16 protein-coding genes and 1 pseudogene are annotated in these 20,285 nt (G+C 56.8%); 9 read left to right on the top strand and 8 right to left on the bottom strand.

Going from position 1 to position 20,285, the window contains the following annotated elements; genetic code table 11:
* Nucleotides 1–362 precede the first annotated feature (362 nt).
* The 6 genes from Q1K07_RS00420 to Q1K07_RS00395 all read left to right on the top strand — a co-directional run bounded on the left by Q1K07_RS00420 (nucleotide 363) and on the right by Q1K07_RS00395 (nucleotide 10,258).
* Nucleotides 363–1,853, top strand: coding sequence for a SulP family inorganic anion transporter (locus tag Q1K07_RS00420; RefSeq protein WP_300306107.1), 1,491 nt, complete (start codon nucleotides 363–365; stop codon nucleotides 1,851–1,853).
* Between the two features lie 86 nt (nucleotides 1,854–1,939).
* The gene (locus tag Q1K07_RS00415) at nucleotides 1,940–2,065 is read left to right on the top strand and encodes a hypothetical protein (protein WP_300306104.1); all 126 of its coding nucleotides are present in this window, start codon (nucleotides 1,940–1,942) and stop codon (nucleotides 2,063–2,065) included.
* A gap of 24 nt (nucleotides 2,066–2,089) precedes the next feature.
* A complete protein-coding gene (locus Q1K07_RS00410) occupies nucleotides 2,090–2,437 on the top strand; it encodes a putative quinol monooxygenase (RefSeq protein WP_300306101.1) in 348 nt (115 codons plus the stop codon).
* Nucleotides 2,438–2,835: 398 nt separating this feature from the next.
* Nucleotides 2,836–4,050 carry an efflux RND transporter periplasmic adaptor subunit gene (locus Q1K07_RS00405; RefSeq protein ID WP_300306098.1) on the top strand — a complete coding sequence of 405 codons (1,215 nt, stop codon included), beginning with the start codon at nucleotides 2,836–2,838 and terminating at the stop codon, nucleotides 4,048–4,050.
* On the top strand, nucleotides 4,047–7,163 hold the full coding sequence (locus Q1K07_RS00400) for a multidrug efflux RND transporter permease subunit (RefSeq protein ID WP_300306096.1): 3,117 nt from the start codon (nucleotides 4,047–4,049) through the stop codon (nucleotides 7,161–7,163). Before Q1K07_RS00405 ends, Q1K07_RS00400 begins: the two co-directional genes overlap by 4 nt.
* Nucleotides 7,160–10,258 (top strand): efflux RND transporter permease subunit, encoded by a 3,099-nt coding sequence (locus Q1K07_RS00395; protein WP_300306093.1) that lies wholly within the window; start codon nucleotides 7,160–7,162, stop codon nucleotides 10,256–10,258. The genes Q1K07_RS00400 and Q1K07_RS00395 overlap by 4 nt, the downstream gene beginning before the upstream one ends.
* Before the next feature lie 264 nt (nucleotides 10,259–10,522).
* Here the strand turns inward: Q1K07_RS00395 and Q1K07_RS00390 are convergent, their stop codons facing one another.
* The 3 genes from Q1K07_RS00390 to Q1K07_RS00380 are packed head-to-tail and all read right to left on the bottom strand — an operon-like array spanning nucleotide 10,523 to nucleotide 14,262.
* Nucleotides 10,523–11,629 (bottom strand): mandelate racemase/muconate lactonizing enzyme family protein, encoded by a 1,107-nt coding sequence (locus Q1K07_RS00390; protein ID WP_300306091.1) that lies wholly within the window; start codon nucleotides 11,627–11,629, stop codon nucleotides 10,523–10,525.
* A gap of 14 nt (nucleotides 11,630–11,643) precedes the next feature.
* Nucleotides 11,644–13,068, bottom strand: a complete 1,425-nt coding sequence (locus Q1K07_RS00385) for an AbgT family transporter (RefSeq protein WP_300306089.1) — start codon at nucleotides 13,066–13,068, stop codon at nucleotides 11,644–11,646.
* A gap of 15 nt (nucleotides 13,069–13,083) precedes the next feature.
* Entirely contained in the window at nucleotides 13,084–14,262 is a 1,179-nt protein-coding gene (locus tag Q1K07_RS00380) for a M20 family metallopeptidase (protein ID WP_300306086.1), read from the bottom strand.
* Nucleotides 14,263–14,470: 208 nt separating this feature from the next.
* On the opposite strand from Q1K07_RS00380, the gene Q1K07_RS00375 reads away from it, so the two are divergent.
* Nucleotides 14,471–15,358, top strand: a complete 888-nt coding sequence (locus Q1K07_RS00375) for a LysR family transcriptional regulator (protein ID WP_300306082.1) — start codon at nucleotides 14,471–14,473, stop codon at nucleotides 15,356–15,358.
* Between the two features lie 336 nt (nucleotides 15,359–15,694).
* On the opposite strand, the gene Q1K07_RS00370 is transcribed toward Q1K07_RS00375, so the two are convergent.
* The 5 genes and pseudogenes from Q1K07_RS00370 to Q1K07_RS00350 all read right to left on the bottom strand — a co-directional run bounded on the left by Q1K07_RS00370 (nucleotide 15,695) and on the right by Q1K07_RS00350 (nucleotide 18,270).
* Nucleotides 15,695–15,973, bottom strand: coding sequence for a hypothetical protein (locus Q1K07_RS00370; RefSeq protein WP_300306079.1), 279 nt, complete (start codon nucleotides 15,971–15,973; stop codon nucleotides 15,695–15,697).
* Nucleotides 15,966–16,316, bottom strand: a complete 351-nt coding sequence (locus tag Q1K07_RS00365; RefSeq protein WP_300306076.1) for a hypothetical protein — start codon at nucleotides 16,314–16,316, stop codon at nucleotides 15,966–15,968. The genes Q1K07_RS00370 and Q1K07_RS00365 overlap by 8 nt, the downstream gene beginning before the upstream one ends.
* A 343-nt stretch (nucleotides 16,317–16,659) precedes the next feature.
* Complete coding sequence (locus Q1K07_RS00360; RefSeq protein ID WP_300306073.1) at nucleotides 16,660–17,463, bottom strand: hypothetical protein; 804 nt, start codon at nucleotides 17,461–17,463, stop codon at nucleotides 16,660–16,662.
* A gap of 1 nt (nucleotide 17,464) precedes the next feature.
* Nucleotides 17,465–18,000 (bottom strand): annotated as a pseudogene (locus tag Q1K07_RS00355) (PAAR domain-containing protein).
* 3 nt (nucleotides 18,001–18,003) lie between these two features.
* A complete protein-coding gene (locus Q1K07_RS00350) occupies nucleotides 18,004–18,270 on the bottom strand; it encodes a PAAR domain-containing protein (protein WP_300306070.1) in 267 nt (88 codons plus the stop codon).
* A 677-nt stretch (nucleotides 18,271–18,947) separates the two neighbouring features.
* On the opposite strand from Q1K07_RS00350, the gene Q1K07_RS00345 reads away from it, so the two are divergent.
* Both Q1K07_RS00345 and Q1K07_RS00340 read left to right on the top strand, forming a co-directional pair.
* A complete protein-coding gene (locus tag Q1K07_RS00345) occupies nucleotides 18,948–19,367 on the top strand; it encodes a hypothetical protein (protein ID WP_300306067.1) in 420 nt (139 codons plus the stop codon).
* Nucleotides 19,368–19,503: 136 nt separating this feature from the next.
* A complete protein-coding gene (locus Q1K07_RS00340; RefSeq protein ID WP_300306065.1) occupies nucleotides 19,504–20,112 on the top strand; it encodes a hypothetical protein in 609 nt (202 codons plus the stop codon).
* Nucleotides 20,113–20,285: the final 173 nt, after the last annotated feature.

The raw sequence follows: 20,285 nt of genomic DNA, 5'->3' as shown, positions 1-20,285 counted from the left end.
CATTGCAACAGGGTTTGTTGTATGATTTCGGCCTTTCGCTCCTCAATGGCCTGCGACTATCGTCGAAAGTGGCCGTCATGACAGGGAACGGCATTTCATGACCATTCTCACAGCAGGGCTGATGACTCCACCCTAGCGCTCGCTTTTTCCGGCTCTCGTCGCCTTCATGCAGGTGACATGGCTGACCCTCATCATGCGCTGAGCCATTGGCTCAGCGTACGTCGTTCCGATCGTGCAAGTTTTCAGGTGTCTTCATTCATGCGTGCTGCCGCCTGTGCGGCAACGCGGGGACATGTCTGTGCTTGTGGGCGGAACGACTTGGCGACAACTCCAACCTCTACTGCGCATCTCTAGGAAGTAGCATGTACGAAAAAATGAAATTGAGTTGGTTTTCCAATCTCAAAGGCGACATCTTGGCGGGTCTTGTCGTGGCATTGGCCCTGATTCCTGAGGCGATTGCCTTTTCGATCATTGCTGGCGTTGACCCTAAAGTGGGTCTTTATGCTTCCTTCGCCATCTGTGTGATCATGGCGTTTGCCGGTGGGCGATCTGGCATGATCTCAGCGGCTACCGGTGCCATGGCGCTGGTGATGGTTACCCTGGTCAAGGACCATGGACTCCAGTACCTGTTGGCCGCCACATTGCTTACCGGGGTGCTGCAGATCATTGCGGGTTATCTGCGCCTGGCCGATCTGATGCGCTTTGTCTCGCGCTCGGTCGTGACGGGCTTCGTCAATGCACTGGCGATTCTGATTTTCATGGCTCAGTTGCCAGAGCTCACCAACGTGACCTGGCATGTCTATGCCATGACGGCTGCAGGCTTGGCGATCATCTATCTGTTCCCCTATGTGCCGATTATCGGCAAGACTCTGCCTTCACCCTTGGTGTGCATCGTCGTGCTCACCATCGTCTACATGACCTCCGGCATGGATATCCGCACGGTAGGCGACATGGGACAGTTGCCGGACAGTCTGCCGGTGTTCCTGTGGCCGGAAGTACCGCTCAACCTCGAGACATTGATGATCATCCTGCCGTATTCAGTGATGCTCGCGGTAGTGGGCCTGCTGGAATCGATGATGACGGCCACCATCATTGACGACCTGACGGACACCAAAAGCAACAAGAACCGTGAATGCAAGGGGCAAGGCCTTGCCAATATTGGCGCGGGTCTGATTGGTGGCATGGCGGGCTGTGCCATGATCGGTCAGTCGGTGATCAACATTAAATCAGGTGGTCGCCGCCGTCTGTCCACGTTGATTGCGGGGGTTGGCCTACTGGTGCTGGTGGTGTTCCTGTCTGACTGGGTTTCTCAGATTCCCATGGCGGCCCTGGTTGCTGTCATGATCATGGTATCCATCGGTACCTTCAGCTGGAGCTCGATCCGCGATCTCAAGAAACACCCGATGAGCACCAACCTGGTCATGGTGGCTACCGTGATAGTAACGGTGGCCACGCATAACCTGGCTATCGGGGTCTTTGTCGGGGTGCTGTTGGCTGCCATGTTCTTTGCCAACAAGGTGGGCAATATCCTTTATATCGGTAGTGAAGAAGTCGATGGTGGCAGCCGCCGGGTCTACAAGGTAGTGGGTCAGGTATTCTTTGCTTCCTCCGAGCGCTTTGGTAATGCCTTTGACTTCAAGGAGAGCATCGAGAAAGTGACCATCGATCTCTCCCGGGCGCACTTCTGGGATATCACCGCTGTCCAGGCCCTGGATCGCGCTGTGATCAAGTTCCGCCGCGAGGGTACCGAAGTGGAGATGATTGGCCTCAATGAAGCCAGTGCCACTATCGTTGACCGCTATGCCATCCATGATGATCCGGTCGCGGTAGAGAAACTGATGGGCGGCCACTGAGCTGCTTGCAGCACATCCTTGATGATTGGCATCTTCTCGCCCGGGTTGCATGAGGCATCGTCTCAGTGGCCCGGGCAGGTCATGCAATGACCGCTTTCGTCATGGCTTCCCTTGACGATTCACCATTCCCTGCCGGAGTCTACGACTCTGCCTGTGCCAGTCCGGCACAGATCGACCGCGTGCCGTTGCCATACTCTGGTCGTCATGCCTGAACTTGTAGATAAGGAAATACCATCATGTCCAGCAAGCTTTACTGTATTGCCAGCTTCAAGCCCAAGCCCGGCAAGGGGGAAGCCGTTTTCCGTGCGCTTCAGGGGTTGGAGCCCAATGCTCATCGTGAGGATGGCTGCCTGCAGTACACTGTGACCCGGCACATTGACCACCCCAATGCCCAGGGCGCCAGTTATCCCATTGTGTTCCACGAGGTCTGGGCAAGTCGTGAGGCCTTCGAGGCTCACTGTAATCGTCAGGAGATCAAGGCGTTCTTCGAGACCCACGTCGAGGCGGAAGATGGCGACATCGAGCATGCCAACGTCTGTGTCTATACCGACGAGCCCCTCGACTACGACGCTCCCAAGTTGTGAAATTCGGGCACTAGATTCCGAGACATCTGGTTCCGAGGTCCCAGGTTCTGAGGCATCAAGCCGATATTATCGGACGCTGGCGCGGGCCAAGTGGTCGGGCTCGTGCCAGTCAAGAAGCCGGCAGCGCTTGTTCTTGTAAACCTCATTACGCATGTTCTTGTCTCGCATGCCCCGATGACCGTCATCTGGAACAGTGATTGGTACGTCACGACGTATCAACCATGGAGCATTATATTCGAGAGATCCCACGTGATATTCGAGAGATCCCACGTGATTGCACATTTCTCGAACGATGTTTCCATTAGACTGCGAAGCATCTGTTTAGCATGATTCACACATGGCTGGGTTGGGCTGGTCGTTGTACCGTCGCCTTCGCTTGCCGTCAAAGGATTGATGCCATGCCATCTTCGTCCGCTTCTCCTTTTCGTCATACCCTGCGAAGGGTAGTGATGGTCATTCTTGTCGTCGTCGCTGCTGTTGTCGCTTATCGCTTCTTGGCGAGTAACGCGGAGACACCGGAGATTCCAAAAGGGATGGCGGGGCCTCCGGCAACGGCGGTGTCGGCGGTCACGGCCATGCAGGGCGATCTGCCGATCAAGGTGAGTGCGCTGGGCACGGTGCAGCCGCTCGCCAGCATCGCGGTACGGCCACGTGTCGAAGGCGAACTGATCGAGGTCAACTTTACCGAGGGCGAAACGGTTCAGCAGGGTCAGTTGCTGGCGCAAATCGACCCACGTGACTATCAGGCACAGCTCGATCAGGCCAAGGGCCAGCTGGCTCAGGATCAGGCACAACTGGCCTCGGCCCGGGAAGACCTGACACGCTTCGAGCAATTGAGCAAGACCAACTATGTCTCGCGTCAGGAGCTGGCGCAGCAGCGTCAACTGGTACGCCAGTACGAAGGTACCGTGGCCAGCGATCAGGCTAACGTACGCAGCGCGCAGGTTCAGCTCGACTACACGAGTATCACGGCCTCCATCACTGGCGTGGCCGGCATTCGCAATGTCGATCCTGGCAACATCGTGCAGTTGGGCGATACCGATCCTATCGTTACCCTTACCCAGCTCGATCCTATTTCAGTGATCTTTTCGCTGCCCAGTCGCTACGTGAATACCGTGCGCGCCCACCTCGCTGCTGGCGACCAGCCCAGGGTAGACGTGACCGGTCCTGATGATGCGACCTTCAGCGGCAAGCTCACCAGCGTCGACAGCAACATCAATAGTGCCACCGGCACCATCCGCCTGCGCGCCACGCTCGACAATCCTGACGGCGGGCTCTATCCCAATGCCTATGTCGATGTCAGCCTGGTGTCGCAGACACTCAAGGACCAGATCATCATCCCTGAGCCTGCCGTCCAGACCGGGCAGGACGGTAACTATGTCTATGTGATCGGCGATGATGACACCGTCAGTCGCCGTACGGTCACCCTGGCCGCCAACCAAGGTACCCAAAGTGCCATTTCCGAGGGGCTCTCGCCCGGTGAACGCGTGGTTGTCGATGGTGTCGACAGCCTGCGGGAAGGGGCCAAGGTTCGTGTCGTCAGCAATGCGTTGCCTGGCGAGTCGAGCGATGAAGTGAGCGAGGCCGGAGGCAAGGACGGCGGCGCTTCATGAATCCTTCACGCCTGTTCATCCTGCGTCCGGTCGCCACATCGCTGGTGATGCTGGCGATCCTGATCGCTGGCGCCATGGCCTATCGACTGTTGACGATCTCCTCGCTGCCGGAGGTCGACTTTCCGACCATTCAGGTCACCACGCTTTATCCTGGTGCCGGGCCGGATGTGATGCTCTCGCATGTCACATCGCCGCTGGAGGACGAACTCGGCGAGATCGCCGGGCTGGAAGACATGAGTTCCACCAGCACTGGTGGCGCATCGTTGATCACTCTACGCTTCTCGCTGGATTCCGATCTCGGTGTTGCGGAACAGGAGGTCCAGGCGGCGCTGAACCAGGCGGAAACCCTGTTGCCGAGCGATCTGCCGCGTCCCCCCAGCTACAGCAAGGTCAATCCTGCCGACACGCCGATCATGACACTCGCGGTCAGTTCCAGCACCTTGCCGCTGACGGAGGTCTACGATCTGGTCGATACGCGCATGGCGCAGAAGATTGCCCAGATAAGCGGCGTCGGCCAGGTCAAGCTGGCCGGTGGTCATCAGCCTGCCGTGCGCGTCACGGTCGATTCGCGCCAGTTGGCCGCTTCCGGGCTTGACCTTGCGGCGGTGCGCAGTGCCATCGATGCCGCCAACGTCAATCAGGCCAAAGGTACGCTTTATGGCCCTTATCGTGCCTATACCATCGATGCCAATGACCAGCTGTTGACGGCCGATGCCTACCGCGACTTGATTCTCAAGTCCGACAACGGCTCGGTACTCAGGCTGTCCGATGTTGCCAGCATCGAGGACGGCGCGGAGAACGCTTACCTTTCTGCCTGGGCAAATCGTGAAGGCGCGATCCTGATCGATGTGCTGCGCCAACCGGGTGCCAATGTGGTCGCGGTGGCCGATACCATCAAACGGACCCTGCCGGAGCTGGAAAACACCTTGCCCGGCGCTGTCGATGTCAGAGTGCTCACTGACCGCACCACGACCATTCATGCCGCGGTCGAGGATGTGCAGTTCGAGCTGATGCTGGCAATCGGGCTGGTAGTGATGGTCACTTTCCTGTTCCTGCGTAATCTGTCGGCGACACTGATTCCGAGCCTGGCGGTGCCGTTGTCGCTGGTCGGTACCTTCGGTGCCATGTACATGGCCGGCTTCAGCCTCAATAACCTCACCCTGATGGCACTGACCATCGCTACGGGTTTCGTCATCGACGATGCCATCGTGGTGCTGGAGAACATCACCCGTTACATCGAGAAAGGGGAGAAGCCACTGGAGGCCGCGCTCAAGGGCTCGCGCCAGATTGGTTTCACCATCCTCTCGCTGACCGTTTCTCTGTTGGCGGTGCTCATTCCGCTGGTGTTCATGGAAGGCGTCGTCGGTGTACTGTTCCGCGAATTCGCGCTGACGCTGGCGATCTCGATTCTGATCTCGGCCTTCGTCTCGCTGACGTTGACGCCGATGCTCTGTGCTCGCTGGTTGAAGCAGCGCCCGGATACGGTCGAGGAGACCGACGACGAGGCACTGGTACGTAGTCGGCAGGGCTTGTTCGGGCGGATCACGCGCGGTTATGAGCATGCTCTTGATTGGGTGCTTGGCCATCAGACACTCACGCTGATGGTGGCGCTCGGCACGCTGGCGGTGACGGCACTGCTGTTCATGACCACCCCGAAAGGGCTGTTCCCGGTGCAGGATACTGGCGTCATTCGTGGTATCACCACCGCCACCGAATCGACTTCGTTCGATGCCATGTCGGCCCGTCAGCAGCGCCTGGTCGATCGCTTGCTGGAGGACCCCGCGGTCGAAAGTCTTTCTTCGAGCATCGGTATCGACGGCACCAACACCACGCTCAACAGTGGCCGCTTGTCGATCAACCTCAAGCCGCTGGGCGAGCGCGACGATCTGAGTACTGTGCTGGCTCGCCTGAACCAGGCCGATGCCGACATTCCCGGCCTGTCTCTGGCTCTGCAGCCGATACAGGACCTGACCCTGGAAGACACCATCAGCCGCTATCCCTATCAATTCGCGCTGACCCAGGGCGATCGTGAGGCGCTGAATGCAGACGCGGCTAAAATGCTGGAGCAGTTACGCCAGTCGCCGGCGATTGCCAACGTCAGCAGCGATGTACAGAACAATGGACGCAAGCTGGAGGTGACGATCGATCGCGCCCGGGCAGGGCGGCTCGGTATCAGCGTCGCTGATATCGACGACGCGCTCTACGATGCTTTCGGCCAGCGTCTAGTGTCGACCATCTTCACTCAGGCAAGTCAGTATCGTGTGGTACTCGCAGCCAATGCCACCGACAGCGATGGTCCAGAAGCCTTGTCGCGTCTCTATGTGACCTCCGACGACGACGAGCTGGTGCCGCTCACCACTCTGGTCACGTTGGCCGAACGTACGACACCCCTGTCGCTTCAACGCCAGAACCAGTTTCCCTCGGCCTTGATGTCGTTCGCAGTGGCGGATGGCTATTCGCTCTCTGACGCCTTCGCTGCCGTGGATGCCGCCGCCGAAGAGACCCTGCGCGACCATACTCAACTGGACTATCGTGGCACAGCGCTTGCGTACACCGAGTCGACCAGTGACACCTTGTGGCTGATTGTGGCGGCCATCGTGACGATGTACATCGTGCTGGGGATTCTCTACGAGAGCTACGTGCATCCGTTGACCATTCTGTCGACGTTGCCATCGGCGGCCATCGGGGCACTGCTGGCGCTGCAACTGAGCGGGAATTCATTGGGGCTAGTGGCGGTGATCGGCATCATCCTGCTGATCGGCATCGTCAAGAAGAACGCGATCATGATGATCGACTTCGCACTGGAGGCGCAGCGCGAGCGTGGCATGCCTGCCGACAAGGCGATTCATGCCGCCGCCTTGCTGCGCTTCCGGCCGATCATGATGACCACCTTCGCGGCCTTGCTCGGTGCCATGCCATTGATGTTCGCCAGTGGCTATGGTGCCGAATTGCGTCAGCCGCTGGGGATGACCATGGTCGGCGGCCTGTTGCTGAGCCAGTTACTGACCCTGTTCACCACTCCGGTGATCTATTTGTATTTTGACCGGTTGGCTTCGCGCTGGCAGCGCCATCCTGTCACTGGTCACCCAGACGCCAACGAGGTGGCACGGTGAGTCTGTCGTCTCCCTTCATTCGGCGGCCAGTGGCGACGATTCTGTTGGCATTGGCGGTGGTGCTGCTTGGCTCACTTGCCTACAAGCGCCTGCCGGTGGCTCCGCTGCCCAATGTCTCGTTTCCGACCATTCTGGTCACCGCCAGCCTCAGTGGTGCCAATCCGGAAACCATGGCCGTCACGGTGGCGACACCGCTGGAGCGTTCGCTGGGGCGGATTCCTGGCATTTCCCAGATGACGTCGAGCAGCAGCGACGGTGCCGCCAGCATCGTGGTGCAGTTCGATCTGGACAAGGACATCAACGTCGCCGCGCAAGAGGTACAGGCGGCAATCAACGACGCTCAGCCGCTGTTGCCTAGTGCGATGACCAGTCGCCCCAGCTATCACAAGCTGAATCCAGCGGCGGCACCGGTGCTGATTCTGTCCGTCACCTCCGACACCTTGCCGACCAGCGAGCTCTATCGCCTGGCTGACAGCAAGATCGCACCTCCCATTGCTCAGGTGCCGGGTGTCGGTGACGTCAGCGTGGGCGGAAGCTCCTCGCCTGCGGTACGGGTATCCATCGATCCTCGCCGTCTCAATCACGCTGGCATCACCCTGGATGCGGTGGTCGGTGCCTTGCGCACGGCAACCACGCAATCACCCACCGGCTTTGTCCAGAGTGTGGAGCACCGCTGGGAAGTCGATACGGATTCCCAGTTGCTCAAGGCCAGTGACTACCAACAGATCGTGATCGGACGTGGCGATGATGGCTCACTCATGCGCCTGGGAGACGTGAGTAGTATCGTCGATGGTGTCGAGGACCGTTACAACGTCGGTTTTCAAAACGATCTGCCGGCTGTGTTGCTGGTGATCAGCACTGCCAGTGGTGCCAATATCATCGATACCATCGCGGGGGTGCGCGAGCGCCTTGATGACATTCGCAGCCTGTTGCCCGGCAACGTCAACCTGAGTGTGCAGCTCGATCGCGCTCCCGGCATACAGGCTTCATTGCATGAAACCCAGCTGACTCTGATCCTGGCCATCGTGCTCGTCGTGCTGGTGGTATTCCTGTTCCTGCGTAATCCTCGTGCCACCATCATTCCCAGTGTGGCCATTCCGGTATCCCTGGTCGGTACCTATGCGCTGATGTGGGTGTTCGATTTCTCGCTGGATACGCTATCGCTGATGGCACTGATCGTATCGATCGGCTTTCTGGTCGATGATGCGATTGTCGTGGTAGAGAACATCAGCCGCCATATCGAACGTGGGGAGCCACCATTTCAGGCAGCGCTGAACGGCGCGCGGGAAGTTGGTTTCACGGTGACGGCGATGAGTGTCTCACTGGTGGCGGTGTTCATTCCACTGTTGCTGCTGGGAGGCTTCATCGGACGATTGTTCCATGAGTTCGCGGTGACGCTGTCACTGGCCATCATGGTATCGCTGATCGTCTCGCTGACCCTGACGCCGATGCTCTGCATGCGTTGGCTCAAGCCACATGCCAAACGTGAACAGTCACCGGCCTGGGACCGCGGGCTGTCGGCCATCGGTAATGGGTTCGTCAAGGGATATGCGGTGACGCTGGATATTGCGCTCAGGCACCGACGCTTGACCCTGCTGTCGCTTGTCGCGGTGATCTTCCTCAATGGCTATCTCTATACCGCCGTCGATAAGGGCTTCGTGCCCGACCAGGATACCGGGCGCCTGCTCGGCACCATGCGGGTCGATCAGGGCCTGTCCTTCGAAGCGGCATCCGCCAAGCTGGGCCAGGTGCGCGAACGGCTCATTGCTGATCCGGATGTTGCCAGTGTGCTCGGTTTCATGGGCAGCGGGGGACCAGGAGGAGGAGGGTCGTCGGCAACGCTTTTCGTTACGCTCAAGGAAGGCCATCAGGAATCGACACAAGCGATCGGCAACCGTCTGACGGCTGGTCTGCAGGGGCTCGCTGGGGTCAACACTTTCATGTTCGCGTTGCAGGACATTCGTGTAGGCGGCCGGCAAAGCAGTGCTTCCCAGTATGAAATCACGCTCAAGAGCGACAATCTCGAACTGCTCGATGACTGGTCCCGCAAGGTGCAGGTGGCAATGCAGAATGTCGAGGGCATCACTGGCGTCGACAGCGACAGTCGTGGTGAGGGATTGGCCGCCAAACTGGTGGTCGATCGCGATACGGCTTCGCGGCTCGGTGTCGACATGAGCACCATCGACACGGTACTGGGCAATGCTTTCGCCCAGGGGCAGGTCGCCAGTATCTACGACGCGGATGAGCAACGCTATGTGGTGATGGAGGTCGATGCCCCTTATCGCCAGGCGCCGGAAGCGATCGGTGATCTCTATGTCAGTGGTAACGATGGTGAACTGATCCCGGTTTTTGCCTTCAGTCACATCGAACGCAGCACCACGCCAGTGAGCGTCAACCACCAGGGCCAGTTCGCTGCCGCCACTGTCTCGTTCAACCTGGAGGATGGTGTTTCGCTGGGCGAAGCCACCGAGCGTATTCGCCTGGCAGTGGATGAACTTCATCCCCCGACGGAGATTCAGGTCGACTTCGAGGGCAGTGCGGGGACTTTCCAGAGCGGTGTCGAAGCGATGCCCTGGTTGATACTGGCGGCATTGGTCACGGTCTATCTGGTGCTGGGCATTCTCTACGAGAGTTACATCCATCCGTTGACGATTCTCTCGACGCTGCCCTCGGCCGGTGTCGGCGCCTTGCTCGCTCTTATGCTGCTCGATACACCGTTCACATTGATTGCGCTGATCGGCATCATCCTGTTGATCGGCGTGGTCAAGAAAAACGCCATCATGCTGGTGGATTTCGCCGTGATATGCGAGCGCGAACAGAACATGACGCCATTGGATGCCGTGCGTCATGCTGCCCTGGTCCGTTTCCGGCCGATCATGATGACCACCTTGGCCGCCTTGCTCGGTGCGGTGCCATTGCTGCTTGGTACCGATGAAAACGCCGCTTTGCGTGCCCCGCTCGGGATTACCATCATCGGCGGGCTGATTGTCAGCCAGTTGCTGACGCTCTATACCACCCCAGTGGTCTATCTCTATCTCGACCGGCTCCACCGCCGCCTACGCCCCCGGAAGCTGCCGACACCAACGGAAGGGTGAGGGATTCGAGGGGGTAGCGAGCTGTTTGATGAGCCACCACCCTGTTCTGTCAGCGCTATCTGCCACACCTGAGGTCAGGTCTTCAGGCTTCAGGTGTGGCAGGACGTTAGGTGCGGCATGACCTGTTTCATTGTGCATATTGCTGGCGTTCCAGGCGCAATTGGTCATGACAATGAAGCAGGTTCCTGATGACTGAGCCTGGCATCAAGTGAGCTATCGCCTTGGGATATATCCACCAGAGCGGGAAGCTGAAAATGTCAGATGTCAGTCGATTCTGTCCTCGAAAATGCTGAGTTCTCGTACTCGATCAAGGTCAACTTTGATGCCTATGCCTGGTGCATCGTCCAGCGCAATATGTGTTGCGTCGCCCGGCATCTCGGCCACATCGCTCGAGATCATCACTGGTCCAACCAGATCATTGGCGATGATATTGGGGTGGGCGATAGCGAGATGAGCCCCGGCCAGGGTCGCGATGGAGGACTCGACCATCGAGCCTATCTGGCAGGGAATGTTGGCCGCCATGCCCACCTCCGCCATTGCCCGGGCGGCATGCAGACCAGCGGATTTCATCAGTTTGATGTTGACCATGTCGGCTGCATTCAGATGTATGACACTGAGCATGTCGCGGAGCCCGTGAATCGGCTCGTCGGCCATGATCACTGCATCTGTGGCACGCGTGATTCTGGCCAGGGCATCAAGATTCTCGATAAACACAGGCTGTTCGTACCAGTCCACAGCATAGGATTCGGAACCACGAATGACATGCAGTGCCTGTTTGGCGCTCCAGCCCTGGTTGGCATCCACTCTCAGGGCCACGCCTGGAGATAGCGCTTCCCGTACCCGGGCGATGCGCTCGACATCAGCGTCGGGCATATCACCGAGTTTTATCTTGATCGAGCGATGACCTTGCCGACAGGCCTCGCTGGCCTGGTGTGCCATTTCATCGGGCGACAGCATGCTGATGACGCAGGGCAGTTCGAGCCGGGCGTGGCAGCGGCCACCAAGAAGCGCATAGAGCGGCAGTTGGCACTGTCGGGCCAGCAAGTCATGCAGGGCAATGTCCAATGCAGCCTTCGCCGAAGGGTTATGCCTGATGCGAGCCTCGGCGGTCTGATGAAAAGCGCTGATCTGATCGGCTGGCTTGCCGATCAATAAAGGGGCTAGTTCCTGGGTAATAATGCTTCGTGCTGACTGCCAGGTTTCACCTGATACATGCTGGTCGACGACAGCTTCTCCCCACCCTATGTCACCCTGAGTCGACTCGATGCTGACCACCAGACTATCGATGTACTCATAGCTGTCGTAGGCGATTTTGAAAGGGCGCTTGAGTGGCAGGCGGACGCCATACACGGTAATACGCTTGATTGTCATGGAAGTCTTTCCTTTTAGGACCAGGACAGCAGATGAGCCAGGGTTATCATGCTGCTTGCCAGCAGCAACTGGGTGATGGCCAGGGGCAGTATCCACTTGATCCATTTGCTCCAGGACACGCCGGCCACGGCGAGGCCTGCCATGAAGTAGCCGGATGTTGGAGTGATGATATTGGAAATACCGTCCCCAAATTGAAAGGCGAGTACCGCTGTCTGGCGTGTCACGCCGACCAGGTCGGCAAGTGGCACCATGAGTGGCATGGTGAGTGCGGCTTGCCCGCTGCCAGAGGGCACCAGAAAGTTCAGCAATAACTGCACTAGAAACATGCTGATGGCTGTCAGGACGGCGGGCATGTTGCCGAGGAGTCCTTCCAGTTGATGCAGAATGGTATCGAGGATGCTGCCGTTCTTGAGCACGATCAGGATGCCGTAGGCGAAGCCCACCACAAGGGCACCCATGGCGATTTCCTTAATGCCGCTGACGAAGTGCTCCGCTATTTCGTTGGCTCCCATTCGGGCAAATACACCGACCATAATCCCCATCAACAGGAAGACACCTGACATTTCGCCGATGTACCAACCGTGGCGAATGACGCCATAGGCGATGATGACAATGGCCCCAACGAATGCTGATAGCACTAGTTTGTCCGATAGGCTCAGTCGTTGATCATGTTGTTGTGGCTCGGGGTTGCCGAACTGCCGCCGGTCGCTGTGATAGACCAGGCTTCGCTCGGGGCATTTCTTGATCTTGGCTGCATAGTGCGTCACGAAGGCGATGCTTGCGCCGACGAAAACCAGCCAGTAGCAGGCGCGTAGTGCCATGCCCGAGAAGATCGGTAGTTGAGCGATATCCTGAGCGACGCCGACAGTAAAAGGGTTCATGAAGGCTGCCGAGAATCCGGCACCAGCACCAACCAGGGGAACAGCGGCGGCAGTGATAGAGTCATAACCCAGCATGCGCAGCATGGGCGCCAGGATAATGATGAAGGCGATGGTTTCTTCTGCCAGGCCGAAAGTGGCACCGCCGACGGCGAACAGCAGCATCAGCAGAGGAATCAGGATGATATCTCTGCCCGAGAGAGCATGGCTAACGCTGGATACAAGCGACTGCAGCACGCCTGTGCCCTTGAGTACCCCGAAGGCCCCGCCGGAAATGAAGATGAAGAATATGATGCTGCTGCCTTCCTGCATGCCTTCAAATACCGCCATGAAAGGCGTTAGCCAGTCGGCCTTTTCCGTCTCTACCAGAGCGTAACTACCTGGTACCACCACCGTTTGCCCCTGTTCGGAGGTGGTTCGTTCGTAGCTGCCGGCGTCGATCAGATAAGTGGATAACGCAGCAAGACAGATGAAGGTGAACAGCACCACGAAGATATGTGGGAATTTCATAGTCCCTTTTGGTGCCGTCTCGAGTGTCGTTGTTCTTTCGAGATCGTTCATTGCATACCCCAGGTATTAATCGTTGTTGTCGAGGACTTGATCGTTATTATCGAGGAAATGCCGAGCCACGCCGGCGAGAAAATCACTTCCCTTTTCGAGGATATCGTCGTTGAAGTCATAATCCGGCTGGTGCAGTGCGGGAGCATCGCTGCCCTTGCCATTGCCGATCCAGACATAGGCCCCGGGCACTGCCTCCAGGAGATAACCCATGTCATCGGCGCCCATGCTGATGGGATGACTCACCAGGTGCTCATGCCCCCATTGTGCCTCGATGACCTCTCGGCACAGCTTGGTGCAGGTGCTGTCGTTGACGACAGCCGGTGTGGAGGGGGAATAATCCAGTGTCACGTCACAGCCGCAGGCACGGGCGATGCCTTCAGCAACTTCGCGCACCCGGCGTTCGAGTTGTTGCCGAACATCCGGTTTGAAGCAACGGGCTGTTCCCTTCATTCGCGCGGTGGTCGGAATGATATTGCTGGCATGCCCGCTCTGCAGACTGCCGAGGCTTATCACGGCAATGTTTTCAGGATCGACGTTACGGCTAACGACCTGCTGCACCGCTGTGACAAAGAGCCCGGCGGCGACGATCGGATCGGTTGTCAGGTGTGGCATGGCGCCATGGCCGCCTTCGGAGTGAAAGCAGACTTCGAAGTCATCACTGGAGGCCATGTGTGGCACATCGTGTAGAACGAAGGCCCCAGCCTCTACACCGGGCCAGTTGTGAAGTCCAAACACGGCCTGCATGGGAAAGCGCTCGAGCAGGCCATCCTTGATCATGGCCGGGGCGCCGGTACCCAGCTCTTCGGCAGGCTGGAAGATGAGGATGACCTGGCCTCGGGCCGGGCGTGTCTTGACCAGGTCCAGTGCTGCGCCCATCAGCATTGCCGTGTGGCCATCATGCCCGCAGGCATGCATGACATTGGCATGCGCCGAACGGTGTGCCAGGCCCGTCATCTCCTGCAAGGGTAGAGCGTCGATATCGGCTCTCAGGCCAACGGTGGGTCCGGGCTGTCGTCCATGAATCACTGCCACGATGCCATGGCCGCCGATCGACTCATGTACTTCATCGACTCCAGATTGTTGCAGCATGGTCACAATGCGTTGTGCCGTCTGCTGCTCTTGGCAAGAGAGTTCGGGGTAGCGATGAAGCTCCTGCCGAAAGGCAATCAGTCGCTCTTTATCACGCTCTTGCATCAACATTATCCTTTGCATGCTTTGGGGGAGCGGCAGCCAGCGTTGTTCCTGGGCAATGTGTAAAGCCCGTCAGCCACCGGCCGGGACTCCAGAGGGGAGGGGAAGTTTTTTCCAGTATGTTCAGTCGATTAGAAGGGAAAAAATACTTCTTTCCTATGCGGTCATGCTTTTTTGATATGCTGCGGAGTTCGAGGAGCGAGGTAGTCCTATGGATATCAAGAAGCTGAAGTACTTTCTGGCCGTGGTAGATGCCGGTTCCATTACGGCAGCCGCCAAGCGAATTCCCATCGCCCAGCCTGCCTTGACGCGTCAGATACGCTTACTCGAGGAAAGTATCGGGGCTCAGCTTCTGGAGCGAGACCGCAAAGGAATTTCGCTGACACCTTCGGGAGAGTTTCTTTACGACAACAGCCGCCGACTGATCAGCGAGTTTGAAAGCATGGCCAAGAAGACCCGGGCCATCTCGGATGGCTACAGCGACAGCTTATCGGTCGGTATTACCACCATTCATCCCTATATTCCGAGCATCTCAAGACTGATCAGCCATTTCCGGATACAAAACCCGGGAATCCGGTTGACACTTGAATCGATGCTGTCTGGCCCGCAGACAAGAGCGATTCTTGAAGGTGGCATTGATGCAGGCATCCTGTTTACAGAACAGGAGGATGAGCATCGCCTCGCCTATCTGCCACTTGCCAGCTATCGCATGGCGGTCATCGCCAGTCGGCATCATCCTTTGACAGACGTGCCACCTGTCTCGTTGCAAGCTTTTGCCGATGCCCCCTTCATCTGTTTCAGTCGCGAATCAACACCGGGGAGTTACGACAGGGTGGATCGCTGTTTCCGTCAAGCGGGTATCGTCCCCAACACAGTCCAGGAATGCCACGACGACATTACCATTCGTAGCCTGGTATCCGCGGGCATGGGATATGCCATTATGCCGAGCATCATGGCGCAGGGAGGAAACGACCTGGTCGCATATGAATTGAAAGATCTCGCGATTTCTTCACGCCTGATGCTGGCCTGGCGCAAAGGCAGCGAATCAAAGGCAGTAGCTGAACTTTGCCGTATGGCGAGTGATGCCGAGCTCAGGTAGAGAGAATCTGCTCATTATCGATCAGGAAAGTGTCGACTTCTGCGCGCGGTTACACAGACGTGATGTGCTGCATATAGAGGCTTTTTCGCAAAGGGAGGCGTTAGTGAGGCTCTATAGGATTCGAAAATTACAATCTAGTCTTTGTTTTTTCTATAAATTTTATCATGACGTGGGTATGGATATACCATTCGATATACCAGCATCCATCACGAAAAACGCTAACTCGTACTGTGAACCTGGTGTATTCCATATTTTTCTGGTATGAGTGCGCTACTTGCTGAATGTGACTGTATAGTCGCCACCAAAACTCTCGATGAAGAACACGCCCCACAAGGCCTAACACTTCACGCGGGCCTTGATCCAACCCACTGCACGCACGATAAGATCAACCACCATGGCCGGAACCGTCATCGCCAACGCCACCACCGCAAACCACAAGCCAAACACCAACGCCACTGGACCCCACCGCACGCGACACGACGTCATGTCGTCCGCATAGGCGCAAAACTCCCCTTGCGGGTTGTGGTCCAGGGCCACATACACCATCAACGACGCCACACCGATGGCTACCACCAGCGTTAGCGCGGTGTACAGCGCTTTCCAACATCTAGCCACGCCGTTTAACGCACTGCCAAAGACTCACCACCAACAACAACGCCCACACGCCAAGCTGGGCACAAACGGTAACGGCATACCCGTCTCCCAACTCCCGTACAGCGGTCGGGTAAATGTCGTCGACCCACACAAAATCCCACCATGCCCACAACCAAAAGGCCGACAGCACCACCGCCAGGATGTTAAGGGCACGCCACCCCGTCACCTTGCCAATGACCAGCAACACGACCACGCCCAGCGGCCACAGCACCATGGACAGGTAGCCGGGCACCTTGTCCGACACCTCCGCATAGGCTGGGCTGGCCAGGGCCAACAGACTCAGTGATGTATAAACACGTTTCACATGCATAGCCTAGCGCTTCATTCTGGCCATGGAGGCCGAACACCAACCCCAAGTGCCCACCCCCACTGGTAATGGCAGTCGCTCATGACAGGGGAGGGGATACATCAGGAATGATGAATTCATGTGTTGCATCATGCTGGGTTAGTACTCAGGTAATAACTCCCAAGAGCATGCAGCGCAAATATGGACATCAACAGAAGAAAGCTCACTACACGATACGTCAGGCCCTCTCGAACCCGGGGAATTAGCCCCAGCAATGCAATGACGCCACAGAGTATTGCAATGGTTCCAAACAGATCACTATCTGCCAAGGCCGCTAGATAGCCTCTGAACTCATACGACATCATGGACGATTGAACTCCCTGAAATTCCAACGGTAGAACTCGAAAATACGCAGAAAATCTTTTGCCTTACTGCCAGTGGTCAGGTTGTAGTAGTCCCAACCTTTAGCGGCTCGGACATACTGCCCTGACTCAATGGGAAGCCCTGCATAAGCGGTGTTCTGTGGGTCGGCAAGGTTCTCCCCCAACCAACGGCGAATCGTCGAGATCGGGCGGTAAAACGCTCCTCCCGTATTGCCTTGGTGTATGTCAATGCGTTCGGGGGAAACACGGGTTGCCAGCTGAATATGATGGGCACGGTTTCCGGGCCTATCTTTTGATTGCGCAAGAATATCACCCGGGCGAAGTTCTACGGGACTACTCAGTGAAATAGTGTTTTGGGGCCTCTGCATATCTGGCGCACCATAAGTCAGCATCACCATTTCAGTGAAACCGTACATATGCGATGCATACGTGTCATGTTGTACCGGGGAGTAGACTTCCATGTTGCGATAGGCTCTTACCCCCGTTGACAGTTTTACCGGCAGCCCCCTGGAACTTGCGTATCCACAGAGAACCCGGATGGCGAAGTCTTCGCAGGTAAACCGATGAGTATCTACCGCTCCCTGCCGGTTCCAGTATTGTTGGCTGATCAGATACTGCACAATCGCTGGAGCTTCCTTGTGGTAGTCCGCCATATGCGCATCATTCCAGAGAGTGGTCGTCGGCCAAAATACCTTTAAACGGAGTTGCGCTCCATCGACGTCTTCCGCAGAGGTGAGTGGTACGGCACGCTCTACTGCGCTGGTCAGGTGAGTGATTGGCATATCAGGAATCCTCCACGCCCACATAGACGTCGAAGCTATCGCCCTGAGCGCCTTCAATGATAGATGACCGGCCAGCGGCATCTGTGACACCACGGACTTTGCCTGCGCTGGGGCTAACAAGGGTGTACAGCACACCTACCAGGGGGTTGCCGTCTTGATCCAGCAACTGGACATGTCGGTTATACCCCTGGTTCATAGGGACAGGGGCGTGTGAGTACGTTGGTGTGTTCTGGCTCGTTTGCGTGGAGTGCGGACTATTGCCATCAGCCCCTATGCAATGTATTTGATTCATGGAGGATAGGAGCCGCGCCCCGCACGTCGTCAGGCACCCATGAAACGCCACGGCCTTACCGTTGACGGTGCACGACGGCAAGCCTTCCATAATCCGCTGTGCGCCGTGTTTGGGGCATCGCCCACCACCGCCACGGCCTTACCGTATGATGAATAGTTGTCCTGGCCGGATAATACCGTTCCACCATGCTCGGTGGTGTCGCCTACCCGTATCACGCCCGAGCCTGGGGCGAAGAGTGCAAACATGGTCTATGCCTCATCATCCGTGATTCGTACATGGCCACCGCACGACATCCGGCAACCGTCATAGGCCACATCCAGGGCGCGATGTAGAAATACCGCCATGCCTTGCTCTACCGTGGCTCCGCAGGATGACCGGTCGCCCAACAAGGCCATAGGCTGGTCATGAATCAACACATCCTTGTCCCCCGTCACCAGGGTATGTGGACCACCGGGACAGTTGCATTCCACCGTATCGCCTACCCGAGCCACACGGACACCATTGATCTCTAACATGGAAAAACCCCTTTCCAGATTTAGATACCCTGCAAAAGTGACATAGCCCTCTGGAAAAAGGCACAGGCCCTTTGTGCCTGAACGTGCATCTTGGCTGATTTTCTTGTGTGAAAAAACTTATGTGTGGGGCGAAGTTCGGACCCCATCCTGACAAATAGCTAGCTTGCTATAAATAATGAGCCATCAACTCCGATGGTGTGTTGGTTGAATGACTAAGGCAAGAAGCTGCTTCCTTGGCAGGATGCTAACAATATTCACTAAGCGGCTATTTTTACTGGCAAGTATGGCGCGACTCTGTGGGCATGAGAGAACCACAGACAGCCCAAGACCTACCAAGCCTTCCGAGGATTACGCCTTTTGGATGTGTTGTATATATCTATGCTTACAACCACTGACCATCCCTCCAATGCCCTCTATACATTGCATAAACGTGCATAAGTTTGCATAAAATTCTCTGGCTTTCGACATAGATTAAAGCCCAGCAGTGGCGCGGTATAGCGACCAACGGATGAGTGCATAAAAACCGACACATTTAGAGCGCAGGCGGGGAGGGGTGTCGACAGCGCGCGGGCGTGGTGAACGCCGCAGGGAAGAGCAGCGGATCCGGCAACGCTCTTGGAGGCGTTTGGAGTCGGCTGAATGTCGACTTATGCTCCAGGCGTGATGCGATCTCGGCGATGGTGCTCTTCCGCTTCATCGGTGAGGCTGGCGGTCACCTCGGCATCGGCAAGCAATGCGCCTCTTTTGATGAACTCCGAAAGCCCCTTATGATCTTTCTTCCACTTGTGGATAGTGGATTCTGTCACTTCAACGAAGTCGGCAAGCTAGGCGTCCGTAGCACCCACCAAGTACCGCTGACGGGCTTGTTCATCGAACTCAGCGTTGTACTTGGTGGGGCGGGCCAGGGAATGGATCACTTTCAAGGGATGAAAAACGGTGTTACAGCAAATACTGACCAACCTGATGGAACATTTATCGCCCGCAGTTCTCTGGATACTGTTGATAGGCTCTATAGCGGCAACGGGTTTATGGCGGGTCTATTCGGCTCAACCAAACTGGTCCAGTACACGATACAAGATCGCAACCGAGAAATTTGATCGGTTGTGCTCAGCCTATGAACAGTACCAGCCTCCCGGTGAAGAGGCTGGTGATGAATCAAAAGCAGGTGTGCTTCGCTTCGAAGGCGGACTTAGAGATTACTGTAAGGCACCCGTGCACCACCGAGTCGGTGACATGGCTCTTAGAGCTGAAAGTCCAATTCAGGCATTGGAGGATATTAGAAAGCTCCCAAGGGTGATCCTTTATAAAGACGGGGTATATCAGCAAAGGTGGAAGCCTTACTCATTCCCAACAGAAGATTCTTACAACAAGTGGCAAAAACGCGCGTTAATTCTCTATGTGATCTCGGCAATCGTTGTCGGCGGGTCAGCAATGGCTTTCTTTACTCGGGTGATATCTTTTCCTGAAGCTCTGCTGATAGCGGTCAGTCTGGGGTACTTTCCTGTCATGTTCTTCATTGAGTGCCTTAGGGCACGGAACAGGGATGGTCGCCTCTATCGCATGAGTGTCCTGATCAAGAAGAATGGGGGGCGGTTATACGAGAAGGCGGAAGCACATTTGATACCAGATGATGTCGTGGGCATGGCGACCAAAGAAGGACTGACCATGGCGGCTGCCTGGCGTCGCTACCTGGAGCTTACCCAGGCAGAGGTAGCCGAGCGAATTGGCATAAGCCACTTGGACTATGCCCGGCTAGAAGCCTCTCGGAAGCTACGCAAGGCCAAAAGGAAGAAAGTTGCACAGGCGTTGGGCATCTCCCCAGAGCAACTTGAGGAGAAATAGGGCCTGCACAGATTTCTAAGCAAATTGGTCACCGAGTGATGCTTGTGAGCAGTAGACAAGGTACTGAGTAGACAAGTCAGCCTGAGCGAAAGGGATTAGCGGGCCACGATCCCGCTAATCAGCATGACTCAACTGCTGGAATATCGGCGTTACGAGAGAGGTTGAGCGGATGC

The organism is Halomonas sp. (assembly GCF_029263665.1).
Classification (GTDB): domain Bacteria; phylum Pseudomonadota; class Gammaproteobacteria; order Pseudomonadales; family Halomonadaceae; genus Halomonas.
Note: the sequence above shows the minus strand (reverse complement) of the source record. Positions and strands in the feature narration are given on the sequence as shown.